This window comes from Quadrisphaera granulorum (assembly GCF_003149145.1).
Classification (GTDB): domain Bacteria; phylum Actinomycetota; class Actinomycetes; order Actinomycetales; family Quadrisphaeraceae; genus Quadrisphaera; species Quadrisphaera granulorum.
The window spans coordinates 17,108-33,197 of the sequence record NZ_QGDQ01000011.1 but is presented as its reverse complement, the minus strand read 5'-3'; the positions used below and the strand labels follow the sequence as shown (position 1 = coordinate 33,197).

The following is a 16,090-nucleotide window of genomic DNA, read 5'->3' as shown; positions in this document are numbered from 1 at the left end:
TGCGCGAGGACGGTGCAGTCAGGCGGTGAAGGTGTCTCGCCAGGAGTGCTGCGGGGCGTAGCCCAGGACCCGCTTCGCCTTCTCGATGCTCAGCAGCGTCTCGTGCTCGCCCAGTTCGCCGCGGATCTCCACGCCCGGGAAGACCTCCTCGACGAGCTCCGCCGAGGAGCGCTGCATCACCGTGTCGGCGTTGGCGATGATGAACACGTCAGCGCCGGTGGCCTCCAGCTCCAGCGCCTTCCGCACGGCCTGCGCGCCGTCGCGGGCGTCGATGTAGCCCCACAGGTTCCACTTCCGCAGCAGCGGGTCGGCGTCGTAGTCGGGGAACTCGGCGTACTGATCGGCGTACATGACGTTCGAAAACCGCAGTCCGATGATCTTCGACTGCGGGTCCCAGCGACAGAACTGCACCGCCATCTCCTCGCCGAGGGTCTTGCTCAGCGAGTAGCTGCTGTTCGGGCGGGGGTGGTACTCCTCGTCGACGGGCACGTAGGGCGGTGCCTCGTCGAAGGGCAGCCCGAGCACCGTCTCCGACGACGCCCACACCACGTTGTGGATGCCCGCGGCGCGGGCCGCGGCGAACGCGCTGTACGTGCTCATGGTGTTGTTCTGGAACGTCACCGCGTCCGTGGCCAGGCCCGGTGCGGGGATCGCGCCGAGGTGCACCAGGGCGTCGATGCCGTGCTCCGAGCGGTGCTCGTCCACGCCGAGCAACGCCTCGAGCACCTGCCCGTGATCGGCGAGGTCGGCCTTCAGGAAGCGCGCTCCACGTGGCAGTGCCCCGACGCCTCCCGGCGGGGGGTTCTGGTCGAGGGTGAGCACGGTGTGGCCGTGGGCGACCAGGTCGGCCACCACCACCCGCCCGAGCTTGCCGGATCCTCCGGTGACTGCGATGTGCACGACCCCACCCTGCCCTGCCGGCTCGACGGCGGCGCCACGATCACGACCTGGTGCCGTTTACAGGCCAGGTGATCGCCAGGCCACGGCACCGTGGGGCCTTCCTACACTGCGCGCGTGGCAATCGATTCCGACGAGGAGCGGGCGTGGGGCCGCTTCGCACCCGGTTCGGTCGAGCGGCGGATGCTGGTGGATGCCGGGGCTCACCTGGGAGTCGAGCTGCGGCCACGCATGATCAGGCTCGACCGTGCGCGTGTCGAGGTCGAAGGCATCGACGCGGCCGACCGCTACATCGCCCAGCTCGTCGCCAACCAGGGCGCCTACAAGCCGGCCTTTCGGAACAAGGTCATGGCTGACTTCTTCAAGCTGCTCTGGCTTCGGCAGACGATCCCGGGCGCTCCGGAGCCCGTGCTCGTCATCGCCGAGCCGGTGCGCCGTGCTCTCGCCGGCTGGGTAGGGACGGCGGCCGCAGAGACAGGGATCACGGTTCTCGTGTGGGGGGCTGGAGCGAACGGATCGGTCACTGCCTACGGACAGGATGACGCCTGACGACGATCCTCTGTTACGCGACCGCAACACGTGCGTCGCTCGGTGAAACGCGGGGCTCCTAGCTTCCCGAGTCGTAGCGGACCTCCGCGTCACAGTTCCTCTCGCTCGTGACGCACGCTCTCCGCCATACACGACGCGGCCCTGAGGTGTGCCGCACCAGGTATGGAGGGACGGCGATGAACGCAGGAGTACGACTCCACGGAGTCCGGAAGACCTACGGTGACGGCACCGTCGCTCTCGACGACGTTTCGCTGTCCGTGCCTCCAGGGCGGTTCGTCTCGCTGATCGGCCCCAGCGGTTGCGGGAAGTCGACCCTGCTCCGGCTCGTCGCTGGGCTCGAAGCCCAGGACCACGGGCAGGTGTCCGTGCACGGTGTGTCCCCGGAGGACGCCTGCGCGGCCAAGCTCATCGGGCTCGTCCCCCAGACGCCCGCTCTGCTGCCGTGGTTGGACGTGCTCCGCAACGTCACGCTTCCACGCCGCATGAACCGTCGAGCGGCCGCCCGTCGCGCCGAGATCGCGGGAGTCGAGGCACGGGCTGTGCTCCAGGAGCCGGACATGCTCTCCTTGCTGGCCAGAGCGGGTCTTGCCGAGGCGGTGCACCGCCTGCCGTCGCAGCTCTCCGGCGGTATGCAGCAGCGGGTGGCGATCGTGCGCGCCTTCGGGCTGCGGCCGGACGTGCTGCTCATGGACGAGCCGTTCTCCGCCCTCGACGAGTTCACGCGAGAGGCGCTGCAGGAGCAACTGCTCGACCTGTGGGACGAGTTGCAGACCACCGTGCTCTTCGTCACCCACTCGATCCAGGAGGCGGTGCGCCTCTCCGACACCGTCGTCGTGATGGCACCGGATCCGGGTCGAGTCGTCGACGTGATCGACATCGACCTGCCGCGCCCGCGCGGCCAGCAACTGCTCGAGCAGGGGCGCTTCCATGCCTACGAGGACCGTGTCCGGAATGCCCTGCGCGGCGCCTGGCGCGTCCCCGGTGCGGCGTAGGCGACCGCTGATGGCCACCACTCTCTCCCGCTCCGTGGACAGCCGACCCACCCGCACCCAGCGCGGCGTCCTGCAGCGCCTGCGGATCTCCCTGTGGATGCCGCCTCTCGTGCTGATCTCCGTGCTCGCGCTCGCGTGGCAGGTCACGGCTGTGGAGATGCCGTTCCTGCTGCCGCCCCTGCAGGACGTCGCCGCAACGCTCGCCACCGAGCTGCCGTACTACCTGCAGAACGCGGGGATCACGCTCTTCGAGTCGGTGGCGGGCCTGGCCATCGGCTTCGTCGTCGCCTTCGGTCTTGCAGTCCTGACCAGTGAGTCGGCCGTGATCCGCCGAGCCGTGATGCCGGTCGCCGTCGTGCTGAACGTCACGCCGCTGGTGGCGATCGCTCCCGCGCTCGTCGTCGCCTTCGGGTTCGGGGCAGCCCCGAAGCTCATCATCACTGCCCTGATCTGCTTCTTCCCCATCCTCATCAACACCGCGACCGGGTTGCGGTCGGTTCCGCAGCAGGTGCTCCAGGTGTACCGGACCGTCCGCGCGTCGCGTCTGGAGCTGCTGCTGCACGTCCGCGTCCCGTCGGCCCTGCCCTACGTGTTCGCGGCTCTGCGCATCGTCTTCCCGCTGTCGATCATCGGTGCGGTCGTCGCGGAACTTTCGGCGGCCGGAGCGACCGGCGGGCTCGGCACGGTGATCAGCACGGCTTCGTCGATGAACCAGCTCGCGGTCGTGTATGCGTCGATCTTCATCCTCGCGCTGCTGGGTGTCGCTCTCCTCGGTGTCATCACCCTCGTCGAGCGGCGGGTCCTGCGATGGCACCGCGGCACCACTGACTGACCGGCGTTCCTCGCCCGTACACCGCCCTTCTCCTGCACGCCGCGCCCGCGTTCCCTCCGGGCGGCCGTGCTCTGAACCCATCCCTCCAGCACCTCTGCGCTCCTTCATCACCCCCTTCATCACCGTGGATCGGAGTCCCATGTCTCAGCTTTCTCTGCTCACGACCCGCCGCGGCGCGGCGCTCGTCGCTCTCGCGGGGCTGCTCGCCGTGACCGGCTGCGGCGGAAGCCCCTCGGCCGGAAGCCCCTCCGCCGAAAGCCCGTCCGTGGCCACAGACGGCAGCGGGGCGGCGATCTCGGCGGACCGCTGCGCGAAGAACCGCGCCGCGGGCACCATCACCTACCTGTCGGGGTATCAGTTCCAGTCATCGGTCTCGATCCTGGAGTACATCGCGGCCAAGGACCTCGGCTACTTCGACGACCTGTGCCTCGACGTGCAGCTCAAGCCGGGCAGCGGTGACACGGCCCAGAACACCAAGCTGCTGGCGAGCGGCCAGGCGACGATCTCGGCCGTGTCGATGCAGGACGTCATCCAGGCACGAGCGAACGGCATCGACATCACCGGCATCTCGTCCTACTCCAACGCCGGGTTGGACATCCTCATGACCAACCCCGACGTCACCGACCTCAAGCAGCTGGACGGCAAGGTCGTCGGGCACAAGGGCTACGTGCCCGCATCGGTGCGAGCGATGGTGGAGAAGGCCGGTGTCGACTGGTCGTCGGTCCAGCTGGTGAAGGAGGGGTACGACCCCTCGGTGCTGCCGCGGCGGCAGAACGACCTGGCTGCGCTGACCGGGTTCATCTCGAACGAGCCGAACCAGCTGGAAGCGGCCGGTACCCCCGTCACGGTGTGGCAACCCGTGACGTACGGCATTCCTAGCTCGATCGGCGCGATGGCCGTGAACCCCGCGTTCGCCGAGGCCCACCCCACGGCGGTGGAGGACGTGCTCCGCGCTGCGCTGCACGCGTACGCCACCTGCTCCGCCGATGCAGCGGCGACCGCGACGTGCGTCGGGTTCGCCAAGGACCTGAGCGGCGCGACGTACGACACGGACCTCAACGAGAAGATCTGGACGACGGAGACGAGCGTGGTCGCCGACAACCCGACGCCCGGGCAACCGCTGGGTGGGATCGACCCGCAGAACGTCACGGATCTCGTCCAGATGCTGCGCCAGTACGACATCGTGCCGAGCACCGTGACGCCCGAGGTCGCTGCCGGGTGGTTCGACAACTCCTTCGTGACGTCCGTCTACTCCGGCGGCACCCTCGTCTGGCCGGCACCGTGAGCGGAGGCACCAAGGAGTACGGCATCTTCCTGCCGATCGGGAACGGTGGCTGGATGCTGTCCACCACCGCGCCGCACCCGGAGGCGAGCTACGCCTGGAACCGGCGCGCTGCGGTGACGGCCGAGGACTCAGGCCTCGACTTCGTGATGTCCATGGCGAAGTGGCGTGGATTCGGCGGCACCACCGACCACTGGGGCCGGTCGCTGGAGTCGATGACCATGATGTCCGCGATCGCGGAGGCGACGTCGCGGGTGCAGATCTGGGCGACCATGCACGCAAACGTCCACAACCCGGCCGTCGCGGCCAAGATGTTCACGACACTGCAGGACGTGTCCGGCGGGCGAGCCGGCATGAACGTCGTGAGCGGTTCGTACGCGGAGGAGTTCGCGCAGTTCGGCCTGTGGGACGAGGGGCTCAGTCACGACGACCGCTACCGGATGACCGAGGCGTGGACGGAAGCGGTGCTGCGCCTGTGGTCGGAGCCCTCCGTCACCGTGAGCACCCCCTGGTTCACCCTGGAGGACTGCGAGTCGAGGCCCCACCCGTCGAAGCGCCCGACGGTCATCAGCGCCGGCAGGTCGGAGCGCGCCCGAGCGTTCCAGGCCCGCTTCGCCGACGGCGCCTTCCTGTCCGCCGACAACCTGCAGGAGATGCGGGACCTGTCCCGCGACGTCCACGACCGAGCCGCGCAGCTGGGACGGTCGTGCCGCACGTACTCGATGCTCACGGTCGTGCAAGACGACACCGATGCGGCTGCGGAGGCGAAGGTGCAGGCCTGGGGCGCCGGCCTCGACCGTGGCGCGCTCGCCGCGATGCGCGCCTCCTGGGGCATCCCCGCCGACCAGGCCCGCTCCTGGGCGGACGGCGCCGTCGGCGAGGCCGCGTTCCAGACGCCGTACGTCGCGGGTGCCGCGTCGACCGTCATCGACCACATCGCCTCCATCGTCGACGAGGCCGAGCTGGACGGGCTGATGCTGATCTTCCCGGAGTACGACGACGACATCGTGCGGTTCGGCGACGAGGTGCTGCCCGCCCTACGCGCCCGCGACGCGGCGGTCTCGTCGTGAGTGCCGCCGACCCGCGGCTGGCCGCGCTGCGTGGCCGGCCCGCCCTCGTCGTCGTCGACGTCCAACGTGACTTCGCTGACCCGAGCAGGCTCGGCGAGTACGGGTTGTCGGCCGAGTCCACCGCCGAACTGGACGCGGTCGTCGGTCGGATCGGAGACCTCGTCGAGCGTGCCCGTGCCCTCGGCGTGCCGGTGGTGTGGGTGGAGCTCGCCAGCGACCCCGCCCGGCCGTGGCGGGCCAGCGACTGGTTGCGCGGCACCACGACGGGCGAGGCCGAGCAGCCGTGCGTGACCGGCTCGCAGGGCGCGCAGTGGTACCGGGTCACCCCCACAGCCGGTGAGGTGCGGGTGGTCAAGCGCGGCTACAGCGGCTTCGCCGGAACAGACCTGGCGGAGCGCCTGACGGCGGCGGAGGTCGGCTGGGTGACGGTGGTGGGACTGACGAGCGAGTGCTGTGTCTTGGCGACCGCGCAGGACGCGATGCAGCTCGACTGGCCCGTGGTCGTGCCCGCGGACGCGACGACGGCTTACACCCCCGAGTTGGCCGCCGCGGCGCTGCAGCTGCTCGCGGCGAACATCGCGGTGATTGCGTCGGCCGAGCACGTCACCGCCCTGTGGCGGGGGCTGGGGCGAGGAGAGTCGCGATGACGGGGATGCACGTGGCCTACGACCTGTCCTTCGCGCACACCGAGGGACGCTGGGCCCTGGCCGATGGATCAGCCGGGATAACCTTCCCCGATCTTGCCGGCTACCGGCAGGTCGCGATCGCCGCGGAACGAGCAGGCGTCGACCTGCTCTTCTTCGGAGACGGCTCCGGGGTCCCCTCCACCTGGCGCGGCAGCATCGACGCCGCCGTGGAGTGGGGCATCCAGTGGCCACGGCACGACATGGCCCCCGTGATCGCGGTCCTGTCCACCGCGACCCGGCACATCGGCTTCGGCCTCACCTACTCCTCCACCTTCATGCACCCCTTCACCGTCGCGCGGTTACTGAACTCGCTGGACCACGTCACCGGTGGGCGGATCGCCTTCAACGTCGTCGCCTCGACCCGGGGCAGCGACGCGGCGAACCACGGGGCGGACCACCTCATGGACCACGACCTGCGCTACGAACGCATGGAGGAGTTCGTCTCCGTCTGCCGCGCCCTGTGGGACTCGGTCGAACCCGACGCCATCGTGCGCGACGTCGTCACCGGCCGCTTCGCCGATCCGCGAAAGGTGCACCCGATCCACCACGAGGGTCGCTTCTTCTCCGTGCGCGGTCCGCTCGCCAGCGTCCCGAGTCCACAGCGGCACCCACCGATCGTGCAGGCCGGCGCCTCCCCCCGGGGCATCGCCGCGAGCGCCTCCTTCGCGGACCTCGTCTTCGGCTTCGGTCCGACCGTCACCGCCCAGCAGCGGCACCGCGCGGCCCTGGACCGGGCCCTCGTGGACGTCGGCAGAGACCCCGCCGAGGTGGGGATCCTCTGGGCGACCCAGGCGATCGTCGCGCCGACCACCGCCGGCGCCCTCGCCGAGCGCGACGAGCTGCTGCGCTTCTGGAACCCGGAGGCGGTCGGGGTCTTCCTCTCGCACAACTCCGGCTACGACTTCTCCACGCTGCCGGCCTCCTTCCGGCTCGGCGAGCTCCACGACGAGATCCGGGCGGCGCAGGCCAGCCCGGCAGGGTTCGTCGGTGGGCTCGTCGACGAGCTGGGCCCGGCCGCGTGCGTCACGCGGGAGGAGTTCTTCGAACGGGGGCGCCGCGCTGCAGCCGGTCTCGACCACATGGTCGTCGGTGACGCCGAGACGGTCGCGGACACGCTGCAGGAGACCTTCGACGCCGTGGGCGGCCCCGGCGGGTTCATGCTCTCCAGTCCGCTCGGCGCTCCCGGAGGTTTCGACCGGCTGAGCGAGCTGCTGATGCCGGCGTTGCGGTCTCGCGGCGCGCTCGCACCGCGGTACCCGGGCGCCACCCTGCGCGAGAACCTGGCACTGCGGACGTGACCACCAGACGCCGGTGGGCTGCGCTGTCGGCGCTGTGCCTCGGCTTCTTCGTGCTGCTGATCGACGGCACCGTCGTGTCCGTCGCGCTTCCCGCGATGGCCCGGGACTTGGGGGCCACTCCAGCGCAGACCGTCTGGGTCAACAGCGCCTACCTGCTGGCGCTCGCCGTTCCCCTGCTCGTCACGGGCCGGATCGGCGACCGGTTCGGCCGGCGGCGCGTGTACCTGGTCGGGCTTGCGGTGTTCACCATCGCCTCGGTGGGCTGTGCGGCGGCTCCGAGCGTCGGCGCGCTGGTGATCTGGCGGGCCGTGCAGGGACTCGGCGCGGCGTTGCTCACCCCGCAGTGCCTCGCGATCATCCGGGAGCTGTTCGAGCCGCCGGCGCTGGCCACCGCGCTCGCGGTCTGGAGCGGTGGGGGCGGAGCAGCCACCGTGGTCGGTCCGGTGCTCGGCGGCGTGCTCGTCGACCGCTGGGGGTGGCCGGCCGTCTTCCTCGTCAATGTTCCCGTCGGCGTCGTGACGGCGGTAGCCGTCCTGCGGTTCGTGCCGTCCTCGCCACGGCTGCCGGTGCGGTTGCCGCTCGCGCCGGTCGCGGCCCTGATGGTGGGGGTGCTCGCCGTCGTCGTCGGCGTGCAGGGGGTCTCCGGGGTCACCTCCACCCCGCTGCGCGCCGCTCTGGTGATTGCCGGTGTCGTGGCGGTGGCCGCGGTCGTGGTCGGGCAGTCGCGTCTGGGTACCGGCGCGCTGGTCCCGGTGCGCCTGCTGTCCCGCCGGCCGTTCGTCGCCGGATCGACCGGCGCCGCAGCAGCAGCCTGCTGCGTCGCGTCGGCGCCGGTTCCGCTGATGCTGTACCTGCAGGGCTCCGCGGGACTCTCCGCCGCGGCAGCGTCGATGCTGCTGCTGCCGATGGGCATCCTCTGCGTCGCCGCGGTGCCCTTCGTCGGCGCGCTCACCGGGCGGGCCGGGCCCCGCGTCACCGCGCTGCTCGGCACCTCCCTGCTCGGGATCTCCGTGGCGGGCGCCGGATACCTGATGCAGGGGGAGGGGCCACCCTGGGCCCTGGCCGGCGCGTTCGGCGTCTACGGCATCGCCAACGCGTTCGTCTGGTCCCCCTTCTCGTTGAGTGCTGTGCAGGAGGTCCCCAGGGCCGAGCTCGGGGCGGCGTCGAGCACGTTCAACACGGCGAAGCAGCTGGGTGCTGTGCTCGGAAGTGCCGTGACCGCCGCGGTGCTCGCCGTGGCCAGTCCCGCTGCGGCGCTCGGGGCGCTCGCGCTGGCGTGCCTGGTGGCCGTCGTGGCCGGCGCGCTCCTGCCCGCGTCGGAGCGCGCAGAACGGCCCGTTCAGCTCCGCGGGCGGGTGGTGCACGGTGCCGGGGTGGGGCGCGGCCTGGGTTACCCCACCGCGAACATCGAGCTGGCCGAGGGATCCGCACTGCCGTCCGACGGGGTCTACCTCGGGGACCTCACGGTGGGACACGAGGCGCAGCCCAGGCCTGCTCTCGTCTCCATCGGGGTCAACCCGACCTTCGCGGGCCAGGCCCGCACTGCCGAGGTGCACGTCCTCGACTTCGATGGCGACCTGTACGGCGCCGAGGTCTCCGTGACGATGGTCCGGCGCTTGCGCGGCCAGCGAGCCTTCGCCGACCCCGCGGCGCTCGTCGAGGCCATGCGCGACGACGAGCGCCGCGCCCGCGCAATCCTCGGACGCCCGGCATGAGCGCCAACGGCGGGCCGCCGTCGTCGATGGTGCGCACGACCGACCCCGACGAGATGCGCCGAGCCCTCGCCTGCGTGCCGTCGGTCCTGGTGGCGGTGGGCGCCCACGTCGAGGGGCAGGCCGTGGTGATGGTCGCCTCGTCCTTCACCGCGGGCGTCTCCTTCGTGCCGCCCCTCGTCACCTTCGCGGTGCAGCAATCGTCGACGACGTGGAAGGAGCTCCGTGCCGCGCCCCGGATCGGGGTCTCCGTCCTCGCGAAGGCCCATGCCGATCGCGCGCGGCAGCTGGCGTCGCGCGACCGCCGCCGGCGCCTCGTGGACGTGCCTCACCACACCACCGAGTTCGGTGCCGTCCTGCTCGATGCGGCCCCGGCCCGGTTGGAGACCTCGATCGAGCACGTGTACCCGGCCGGCGACCACGAGCTCGTGGTGCTGAGGGTCCTCACCATGCACCACGACGCGACCGTGGACCCGCTCGTCTGGCCCGACTCCTGACTCCCGACGCCTCTCGGAGATCCTCTGGTCCTCAGAGGCGCTCGGAGCCCTCCGCGAGGTCGGCGCTGCGTTCCGGCTGCGGTACGCACGGCTCCAGCGAGCGCTCCCGCACGTTCACCACCAGTGAGCGTCCGGGGTCGATGACGTCACCGTCGAGCTCCCGCGGGTGCTCCCGGTCGGCGCGCACCACCACGCGCGAGGCGCGGTGCACTTCCAGGTGCGGCACGCGGGAGTGGCGGCGCACCACGCCCCACGCCAACCGCACCCAGTGCGCGAGGTTCCGAGGGGCGAGGACGGCGACGTCGACGACGCCGTCGTCAGGGCTCGCGTGCTCCAGCAACCGCACCCCGGCCTGCAGTCGACCGACGTTGCCGACCACCACGCTGCGCGCGCGCCGCCGCAGGGGCGGGTGGTCGTCGAGGGTGATCTCCAGGTGCATGCTCCGGTCGCCCAGGTGCTTGACCGCCGACACCACGTAGGCGACGGGGCCGAACCTGCTCTTGAGCCGGGAGTCGGCGTCGTCGAGCATCGCCGCGTCGAAGCCCATCCCCGCCATCACCGCGAAGGCTTGGCCGGACCCGCGCTCGCCGTCGTCGTCCTGCTGATCTCTGTCGTCGTCGTCGTCTCCGGCGACGACGCCGACGTCGATCCGGCGGCGCCCGCGCTCCAGCACCAGCCCCACCCCCGCGGTCGGGTCCTGCGGGACGCCGAGGTTGGTGGCGAGCAGGTTGCCGGTGCCGGCCGGGAGGATGGCGAGCGCCGTCGACGTCCCGACCAGACCTTCCACGCACGAGCGGACCGTCCCGTCGCCGCCGCACGCGAAGACGACGTCGAACCCGTCGGCCGCCGCTTGCCGGGCCTGCTCGACGCCGGGGCTGTCCGGCGTCGTCTCGATCCACTCCGGTGCAGGCCAGCCGGCGTCGGTGAGGGCGGCGTCGACAGCGGCGCGGCGCTGCTCGAGGTCCTCCACGCGGGCTGGGTTGACGACGACGGCGCAGCGCAGAGGCCCGTCCGGAGCCGAAGTGGTGGCGGCGCGCGCGGCAGCGTCGGCGGTCATCGGGGGTCCTCACGGATGGGGGCGTGCAGCCGCACCCGTCTGGACGTCCGCGCTGCCCATCCTGGCTGCTCAGCGCGGCCGCCGCCCGCCGGAGCACCCCCGGCGGAGTGGATTCGCTGGATCATCATCACCCTGCCCGTGACGATCAAGGAAGCTGTGCACGTTGCCGCGCTGAACGTCCTTGATCGTCGGGGAGGGGAGGTCACGAGGGCAGGTGAGACTCCAGCCAGGCGACGACGTCGGCGGTGACCTCGTCGCGGTTGGTCTCGTTGACCAGCTCGTGGCGGGCGCCCGGGTAGAGGTTCACGGTGACGTCCGCCAGACCCGCCGAGCGGTACCGCTCCGCCAGCGCCGTGACGTGCGCACCGCCGCGACCGCCGACCGGGTCTGCGTCGCCGGAGACGAGCAGCAGCGGCAGGTCGGAGCGGATCCGGCCGAGCGCGGCGGGGTCCGCCGTGCGCTCCGCGGTGGCGAGGATGCCGCCGAGCACGGCGTCCTCGGTGGCGAAACCGCACAGCGGATCGGCGACGTACGCGTCCACCTCGGCGGCGTCACGGCTGAGCCACTCGAACCCCGTGCGCTGCTCGAACCCCGCGTTGAAGCCGGCGAGCCCCTCGCCCGCGTCGGGGTCGGCGGCGAGGCCCTGGACCACCGCGATGAGCCCGTCGAGCGTTGTCGTCCCGGACAGCACCACGCCGGCGTAGGGCACCGGGTCGTTGATGAGCACGTTTTGCAGGCACATCGAGCCCAGCGAGTGCGCGAACGCGAACAGCGGCAGGTCGGGGTACTGGCGTGCCAGGCGACCGGCGTACGCGGCGGTGTCGGCGAAGAAGCCCGCCGCCCCGGGGACGCCGAAGCTGCCCAGCGGCACCGTCGCGGAGACCGAGCCGCCGTGGCCGCGCGTATCGGCGCCGGAGACGACGAAGCCCGCAGCGTTGAGGGCTCGGGCGAACCTGTCGTAGCGGGCCGTGTACTCGGCGAGGCCGTGGACCAGCTGGACCACGCCGCGCGGGGTGCCGCTGACGTCGTCCCACGTGGTGGTGGCCAGCTCCAGGCCGTCGGCGGGGGAGATGGTGCGGTCGGTGCGGTACGGCACGGGGCGACTCCTTCGTCGAGGTGCTCTCATCTTGGCGACGACGTGCTGCGGCCCTGCAGGCACCCCGCCCGCTGCGGGTTCCCGACCCGGGTGTGCGTCCCGCATGAGCGCCGCCCCGACGTCCCCGAGCAGAACGACTAGCCGGCGGTCGGCAGGAGCGCAGCGGCCAGCGCGTCGCTCAGCCACTCGCGGTACTCGGTGTGGCTCCACCCGCGGGCGCCGACGAGGGCGTCGTAGTTGCTCTGTGCGCAGAGGGTCCAGATGAGGTCGCGGGCGCGGTCGACGGTCAGCCTGGGCTTCAGCGCGCCGCGCTCGGCGAGGAGCTCCGCGAAGCGCCGCAGGCCCTGGAGCCGCTGTTCGACGAGCTCGTCGCGGAGCTGCGCCAGCGCTGGGTCTCCGGCTGCCTCGTCGAGCACCCTGAGGAGGGGCCCGACCCGTCGACAGCGTGGAGGCCAACAAGGCCTCGGCGCCGCGTCCTCGAGGAGGTCTTCCCCACCAACGACCAGACCGCGCTGGCTGAGCTGCTGGACGGGTCGTTCGTCAACCACGAGGCGCCGCCCGGCACCCCGCCGGGCCTGGGCAGCGTCACGATGTTCATGGAGCTGCTGGCCCACGCCTTCTCCGACCAGCAGTGGACCGTCGACCAGATGGTGGCCGAGGGTGACCTCGTGGCCATGCACTGCGTCCACAGCGGACGCCACACCGGCGACTGGTTCGGCCTGCCGGCCACCGGGCGGCAGTTCGCGTACCGCCAGATGCACCTCATCCGGATGCGAGGCGGCAAGGGCGTCGAGCACTGGGCGGTGCGCGACGACGCGGGCCTGATGCGGCAGCTCACGGCGCCCCCGGGCCGCGCACCCACTAGCTCGGACCCGTGCGCCTGGTCTGCGACCGGCCTCGCCGCCGTCCGGTGGCCGCTCGGGCGATGGCACGCTCGACGTCAGCGGGGAGCTGACAGCCCCGGCACCGGAGGGTGGTCGCGCAGCGCCTCGACCACGGCTGCCACACCCGCCCGCTGCGCCGTCCCCCGCCGCACCACCACTGCCACCTCGCGGTGCACGGGCGCTGCCAGCGGTCGCACGGCGACGCCCGTGGCCTCCGTCACGGCCAGTGCCGGCAGCACTCCCACCGCCAGCCCGGCGGCCACGTGCTGGACCACCAGCTGGTAGGCGCTGAAGCGGGCGGCCACGCGCGGGGCGAACCCGGCCGCGCTGCACAGGCGACGTACGTGGACGTCCATGTAGGAGCCCGGCTTGTCGCACGCCCACCACTCCTGCGCGCACGCGGCGAGATCCACCGGCGCTGCGGCGCCGGCCGCGCTCGCCGTCGTCGTCCTGCTCTGCTCTGTGGGCTCCGCCGCCAGCGGGTGACCTACCGGGAGCAGCAGGACCAGCTGGTCGCGGCCCAGCGGTACCACCTCCAGCTCCGCGGACCACGAGTAGCGGGGGTCGTCGGTGACGGTGACCACCACGTCGGCGCCGTCGGTGAGCAGCGTCTCGGGGACCTCGTGCGGTTCCAGCTCGGCGACCTCCACGTGCAGACGCGGGTGGCTGGCGCGCAGGCGGCTCACCGCCGGCAGGCACAGCGGCCCCACCGCGCTCTGGAAGGCGGCGAGTCGCACCGTGCCCGTGGGCTCGCCGTCGAGCGCGTCGAGCTCCGCCTGCGCCGAGGCCATCCCGGCCAGCAGGTCGCGGCCCCGCGCGGCGAGCAGCAGACCCGCCTGCGTCAGCCGCACGCGTCGTCCTGATCGCTCCAGGAGCTCGGCGCGCACTTCCCGCTCCAGCACGGCCAGCTGCTGGCTCACCGTGGACGGGCTCAGGTGCAGCGACTCCGCCGCCGCTCGCACCGTGCCCAGCGCGTCGAGCTGCACGAGCATCCGCAGCCGCCAGGGATCGATCACCGTCCGATCACCGCGCCGATCCTGCCAGTGCTGTGCGGCTGTTGTGCGGTTCCATCGAACAGCAGCGTCGAGGACAGATGCTGGACGACGACGGCGACCCGTCCCTAGCGTCGTCGTCCATGACGAGCACGCTGCCCGCCCGTGAGGTCTCCGTCGTCGCGCCCGAAGGTGCCCAGCACCTCATCCGCTACTCGGGGCGCGGCGGGTTCAGCCCCGAGCTCGTCGAGCGGGCCTTCGGCGCCACGCTCGTCACTGCCAGCGGGCACGAACTTCTCGACTTCACCTCGGGGCAGATGAGCGCGATCCTCGGGCACGCCCACCCCGAGATCGTCGCCACCGTCCGCCGTCAGGTCGGTGAACTCGACCACCTCTACTCCGGCATGCTCAGCCGGCCCGTCGTCGAGCTGGCCGAGCGGCTCGCGGCCACGCTGCCCGAGGGGCTGGAGCGGTCACTGCTGCTCACCACCGGTGCCGAGGCGAACGAAGCCGCGCTGCGGATGGCCAAGCTCGTCACCGGCGGCCACGAGGTGCTCTCGTTCTCGCGCTCGTGGCACGGGATGACTGCCGGGGCGGCCGCCGCGACGTACAGCGCCGGGCGTCGCGGGTACGGGCCGGTCGCGCCCGGCAACCTCGCGCTGCCCGTGCCGCACCGCACCGGAGCGCCGCTGACCGAGGCCGAGTGGCGCGCCCAGCTCGACCTCGCATTCGAACTCGTCGACGCGCAGTCCGTCGGGGCGCTCGCGGCGTGCATCGTCGAGCCGGTCCTGAGCTCCGGCGGGGTGCTCGACCTGCCGCCGGGGTACCTGGGCGAGCTCGCGGCGCGCGTGCGGGCCCGCGGGGGGCTGCTGGTGCTCGACGAGGCGCAGACCGGTCTGTGCCGCACCGGCGACTGGTACGCCTTCCAGCGCGACGGCGTGGTGCCCGACATCCTCGTGTTGTCCAAGACGCTGGGGGCGGGGTTGCCGCTGGCCGCCGTCGTCGTCGGCGCCGAGCTCGAGGAGCGGGCCCACGAGCTCGGCTACCTCTTCTTCACCACCCACGTCAGCGACCCGCTGCCTGCGGCGGTGGGCGTGACGGTGCTCGACGTGCTGCAGCGTGAGGGGCTCGACGAGCGGGCGCGCGAGGTGGGCGGACGGCTGCGCGCCGGGCTGTCAGGGCTGGTGTCGGCGCACGCGTGCGTGGCAGAGGTCCGTGGCCGCGGGCTGCTGCTGGGGCTGGAGCTGGCGGGCGACCCCGACGGGCGCTGGACCGCCGACGAGCTCGGTGCCCGCGTGACGCGCCGCTGCTACGAGCTGGGCCTGCACATGAACATCGTGCAGCTGCCGGGCATGGGCGGGACCTTCCGGATCGCGCCACCGCTCACGGTGGCCGACGCCGAGGTGGATCGCGCGCTCGCGATCCTCGACGAGGCCCTTGCCGACAGCGCCTCCTGACCCGCACGGTGGCCGGGTGCCCATAATCACGGTGATCATGGGCACCCGGCCACCTCTCCGTCTTCCCGCACTTTCCGCGGCAAGTGCGCCATCGGCGGCGCGGGAAGCGCACTTGCCGCGGAAAGAGCGGAACGGGGGACGGGGGAGGGAAGTCAGGCGTCGGTGTGGTCGTCGTGGAGCAGCTGGTGCAGGTGGTGGTCTTGCCAGCGCCCGGCGATCTTGAGGTAGCGCGGTGCCGTGCCGATGCGGGAGAAGCCGTTCCGCGCCAGCACGGTCTGGGAGGCGACGTTGTGCACCAGGGTGTCGGCCTGGAGACGGTGCAGTCCCAGCTCGCCGAAGGCGAGGCGCACCGTGGCGGCCACCGCAGCCGTCGCGACGCCGCGCCCCGTGTGCTCTGCTCCGACCCAGTAGCCCAGGTGCGCCGATTGGAACGCCCCGCGCACGACGTCGTTCACGGTGATCCGGCCGACGACGTCGCCGTCGTCGGTGATGACCAGTGGGACGTGCGTGCCGGCGGCGTGCCGCTCCAGGAGCGCCTGGATGCTCGCCCGCTGCGACGTCTCCGTGAAGAAGGACGCGTCGCGCAGTGGCTCCCACGGCGCGAGGTGCTCGCGGCTGCGGCGCAGCAGGTCGGTGAGCGTGGGGACGTCGTCGTCGTGGACCAGGCGCACCGAGACCCCTGTGGTCTCGTTGCGCGTCGTCGTCGTCGTCGAGATCACCACGGCACGCTACCTACCGAGCGGGTGGCTTCCAGAGGGTGGCCGGGTGCCCATGATCACCGTGATCATG

At 72.0% G+C, this 16,090-nt stretch carries 16 protein-coding genes and 1 pseudogene; 11 read left to right on the top strand and 6 right to left on the bottom strand.

Annotation, left to right across the window (positions count from 1 at the left end):
• Nucleotides 1-18 precede the first annotated feature (18 nt).
• Nucleotides 19-900, bottom strand: coding sequence for an NAD-dependent epimerase/dehydratase family protein (locus tag BXY45_RS10045; protein WP_109774236.1), 882 nt, complete (start codon nucleotides 898-900; stop codon nucleotides 19-21).
• Between the two features lie 90 nt (nucleotides 901-990).
• Between BXY45_RS10045 and BXY45_RS10040 the strand changes: the two genes are divergently transcribed.
• From BXY45_RS10040 to BXY45_RS10000, 9 genes are all read left to right on the top strand, one after another.
• Nucleotides 991-1,446 carry a hypothetical protein gene (locus BXY45_RS10040; protein WP_211319430.1) on the top strand — a complete coding sequence of 152 codons (456 nt, stop codon included), beginning with the start codon at nucleotides 991-993 and terminating at the stop codon, nucleotides 1,444-1,446.
• Between the two features lie 176 nt (nucleotides 1,447-1,622).
• Nucleotides 1,623-2,438, top strand: coding sequence for an ABC transporter ATP-binding protein (locus BXY45_RS10035; protein ID WP_109774234.1), 816 nt, complete (start codon nucleotides 1,623-1,625; stop codon nucleotides 2,436-2,438).
• A 10-nt stretch (nucleotides 2,439-2,448) separates the two neighbouring features.
• Nucleotides 2,449-3,270 carry an ABC transporter permease gene (locus tag BXY45_RS10030; RefSeq protein ID WP_109774406.1) on the top strand — a complete coding sequence of 274 codons (822 nt, stop codon included), beginning with the start codon at nucleotides 2,449-2,451 and terminating at the stop codon, nucleotides 3,268-3,270.
• A gap of 139 nt (nucleotides 3,271-3,409) precedes the next feature.
• Nucleotides 3,410-4,555, top strand: a complete 1,146-nt coding sequence (locus BXY45_RS10025) for an ABC transporter substrate-binding protein (RefSeq protein WP_109774232.1) — start codon at nucleotides 3,410-3,412, stop codon at nucleotides 4,553-4,555.
• Nucleotides 4,552-5,622, top strand: a complete 1,071-nt coding sequence (locus BXY45_RS10020; RefSeq protein WP_245961732.1) for an LLM class flavin-dependent oxidoreductase — start codon at nucleotides 4,552-4,554, stop codon at nucleotides 5,620-5,622. The genes BXY45_RS10025 and BXY45_RS10020 overlap by 4 nt, the downstream gene beginning before the upstream one ends.
• Nucleotides 5,619-6,269: a cysteine hydrolase family protein gene (locus BXY45_RS10015; RefSeq protein WP_109774231.1), complete on the top strand. Its 651-nt coding sequence runs from the start codon at nucleotides 5,619-5,621 to the stop codon at nucleotides 6,267-6,269. Before BXY45_RS10020 ends, BXY45_RS10015 begins: the two co-directional genes overlap by 4 nt.
• Nucleotides 6,266-7,606 carry an NtaA/DmoA family FMN-dependent monooxygenase gene (locus BXY45_RS10010; protein WP_109774229.1) on the top strand — a complete coding sequence of 447 codons (1,341 nt, stop codon included), beginning with the start codon at nucleotides 6,266-6,268 and terminating at the stop codon, nucleotides 7,604-7,606. Before BXY45_RS10015 ends, BXY45_RS10010 begins: the two co-directional genes overlap by 4 nt.
• Complete coding sequence (locus BXY45_RS10005; RefSeq protein WP_109774227.1) at nucleotides 7,603-9,321, top strand: MDR family MFS transporter; 1,719 nt, start codon at nucleotides 7,603-7,605, stop codon at nucleotides 9,319-9,321. Before BXY45_RS10010 ends, BXY45_RS10005 begins: the two co-directional genes overlap by 4 nt.
• On the top strand, nucleotides 9,318-9,815 hold the full coding sequence (locus BXY45_RS10000; RefSeq protein ID WP_211319429.1) for a flavin reductase family protein: 498 nt from the start codon (nucleotides 9,318-9,320) through the stop codon (nucleotides 9,813-9,815). Before BXY45_RS10005 ends, BXY45_RS10000 begins: the two co-directional genes overlap by 4 nt.
• Before the next feature lie 31 nt (nucleotides 9,816-9,846).
• Here BXY45_RS10000 and BXY45_RS09995 read toward each other — a convergent pair whose 3' ends face one another.
• The 3 genes from BXY45_RS09995 to BXY45_RS23210 all read right to left on the bottom strand — a co-directional run bounded on the left by BXY45_RS09995 (nucleotide 9,847) and on the right by BXY45_RS23210 (nucleotide 12,384).
• On the bottom strand, nucleotides 9,847-10,872 hold the full coding sequence (locus tag BXY45_RS09995; protein ID WP_109774225.1) for a diacylglycerol/lipid kinase family protein: 1,026 nt from the start codon (nucleotides 10,870-10,872) through the stop codon (nucleotides 9,847-9,849).
• Between the two features lie 202 nt (nucleotides 10,873-11,074).
• A complete protein-coding gene (locus BXY45_RS09990; RefSeq protein ID WP_211319428.1) occupies nucleotides 11,075-11,968 on the bottom strand; it encodes an alpha/beta fold hydrolase in 894 nt (297 codons plus the stop codon).
• Nucleotides 11,969-12,105: 137 nt separating this feature from the next.
• Nucleotides 12,106-12,384: a hypothetical protein gene (locus BXY45_RS23210; RefSeq protein WP_170131429.1), complete on the bottom strand. Its 279-nt coding sequence runs from the start codon at nucleotides 12,382-12,384 to the stop codon at nucleotides 12,106-12,108.
• Here BXY45_RS23210 and BXY45_RS24840 point away from each other — a divergent pair.
• A pseudogene (locus BXY45_RS24840) lies at nucleotides 12,313-12,792 on the top strand (ester cyclase); the annotation flags it as partial. The gene BXY45_RS23210 and the pseudogene BXY45_RS24840 overlap by 72 nt on opposite strands.
• Nucleotides 12,793-12,908: 116 nt before the next feature.
• Here the strand turns inward: BXY45_RS24840 and BXY45_RS09980 are convergent.
• Nucleotides 12,909-13,868, bottom strand: a complete 960-nt coding sequence (locus tag BXY45_RS09980) for a LysR family transcriptional regulator (RefSeq protein WP_170131431.1) — start codon at nucleotides 13,866-13,868, stop codon at nucleotides 12,909-12,911.
• A gap of 119 nt (nucleotides 13,869-13,987) precedes the next feature.
• Here BXY45_RS09980 and BXY45_RS09975 point away from each other — a divergent pair, with 119 nt between their 5' ends.
• Complete coding sequence (locus BXY45_RS09975) at nucleotides 13,988-15,301, top strand: aspartate aminotransferase family protein (protein WP_109774396.1); 1,314 nt, start codon at nucleotides 13,988-13,990, stop codon at nucleotides 15,299-15,301.
• Between the two features lie 152 nt (nucleotides 15,302-15,453).
• Here the strand turns inward: BXY45_RS09975 and BXY45_RS09970 are convergent, their stop codons facing one another.
• Nucleotides 15,454-16,020, bottom strand: a complete 567-nt coding sequence (locus BXY45_RS09970; RefSeq protein ID WP_245961731.1) for a GNAT family N-acetyltransferase — start codon at nucleotides 16,018-16,020, stop codon at nucleotides 15,454-15,456.
• Nucleotides 16,021-16,090: the final 70 nt, after the last annotated feature.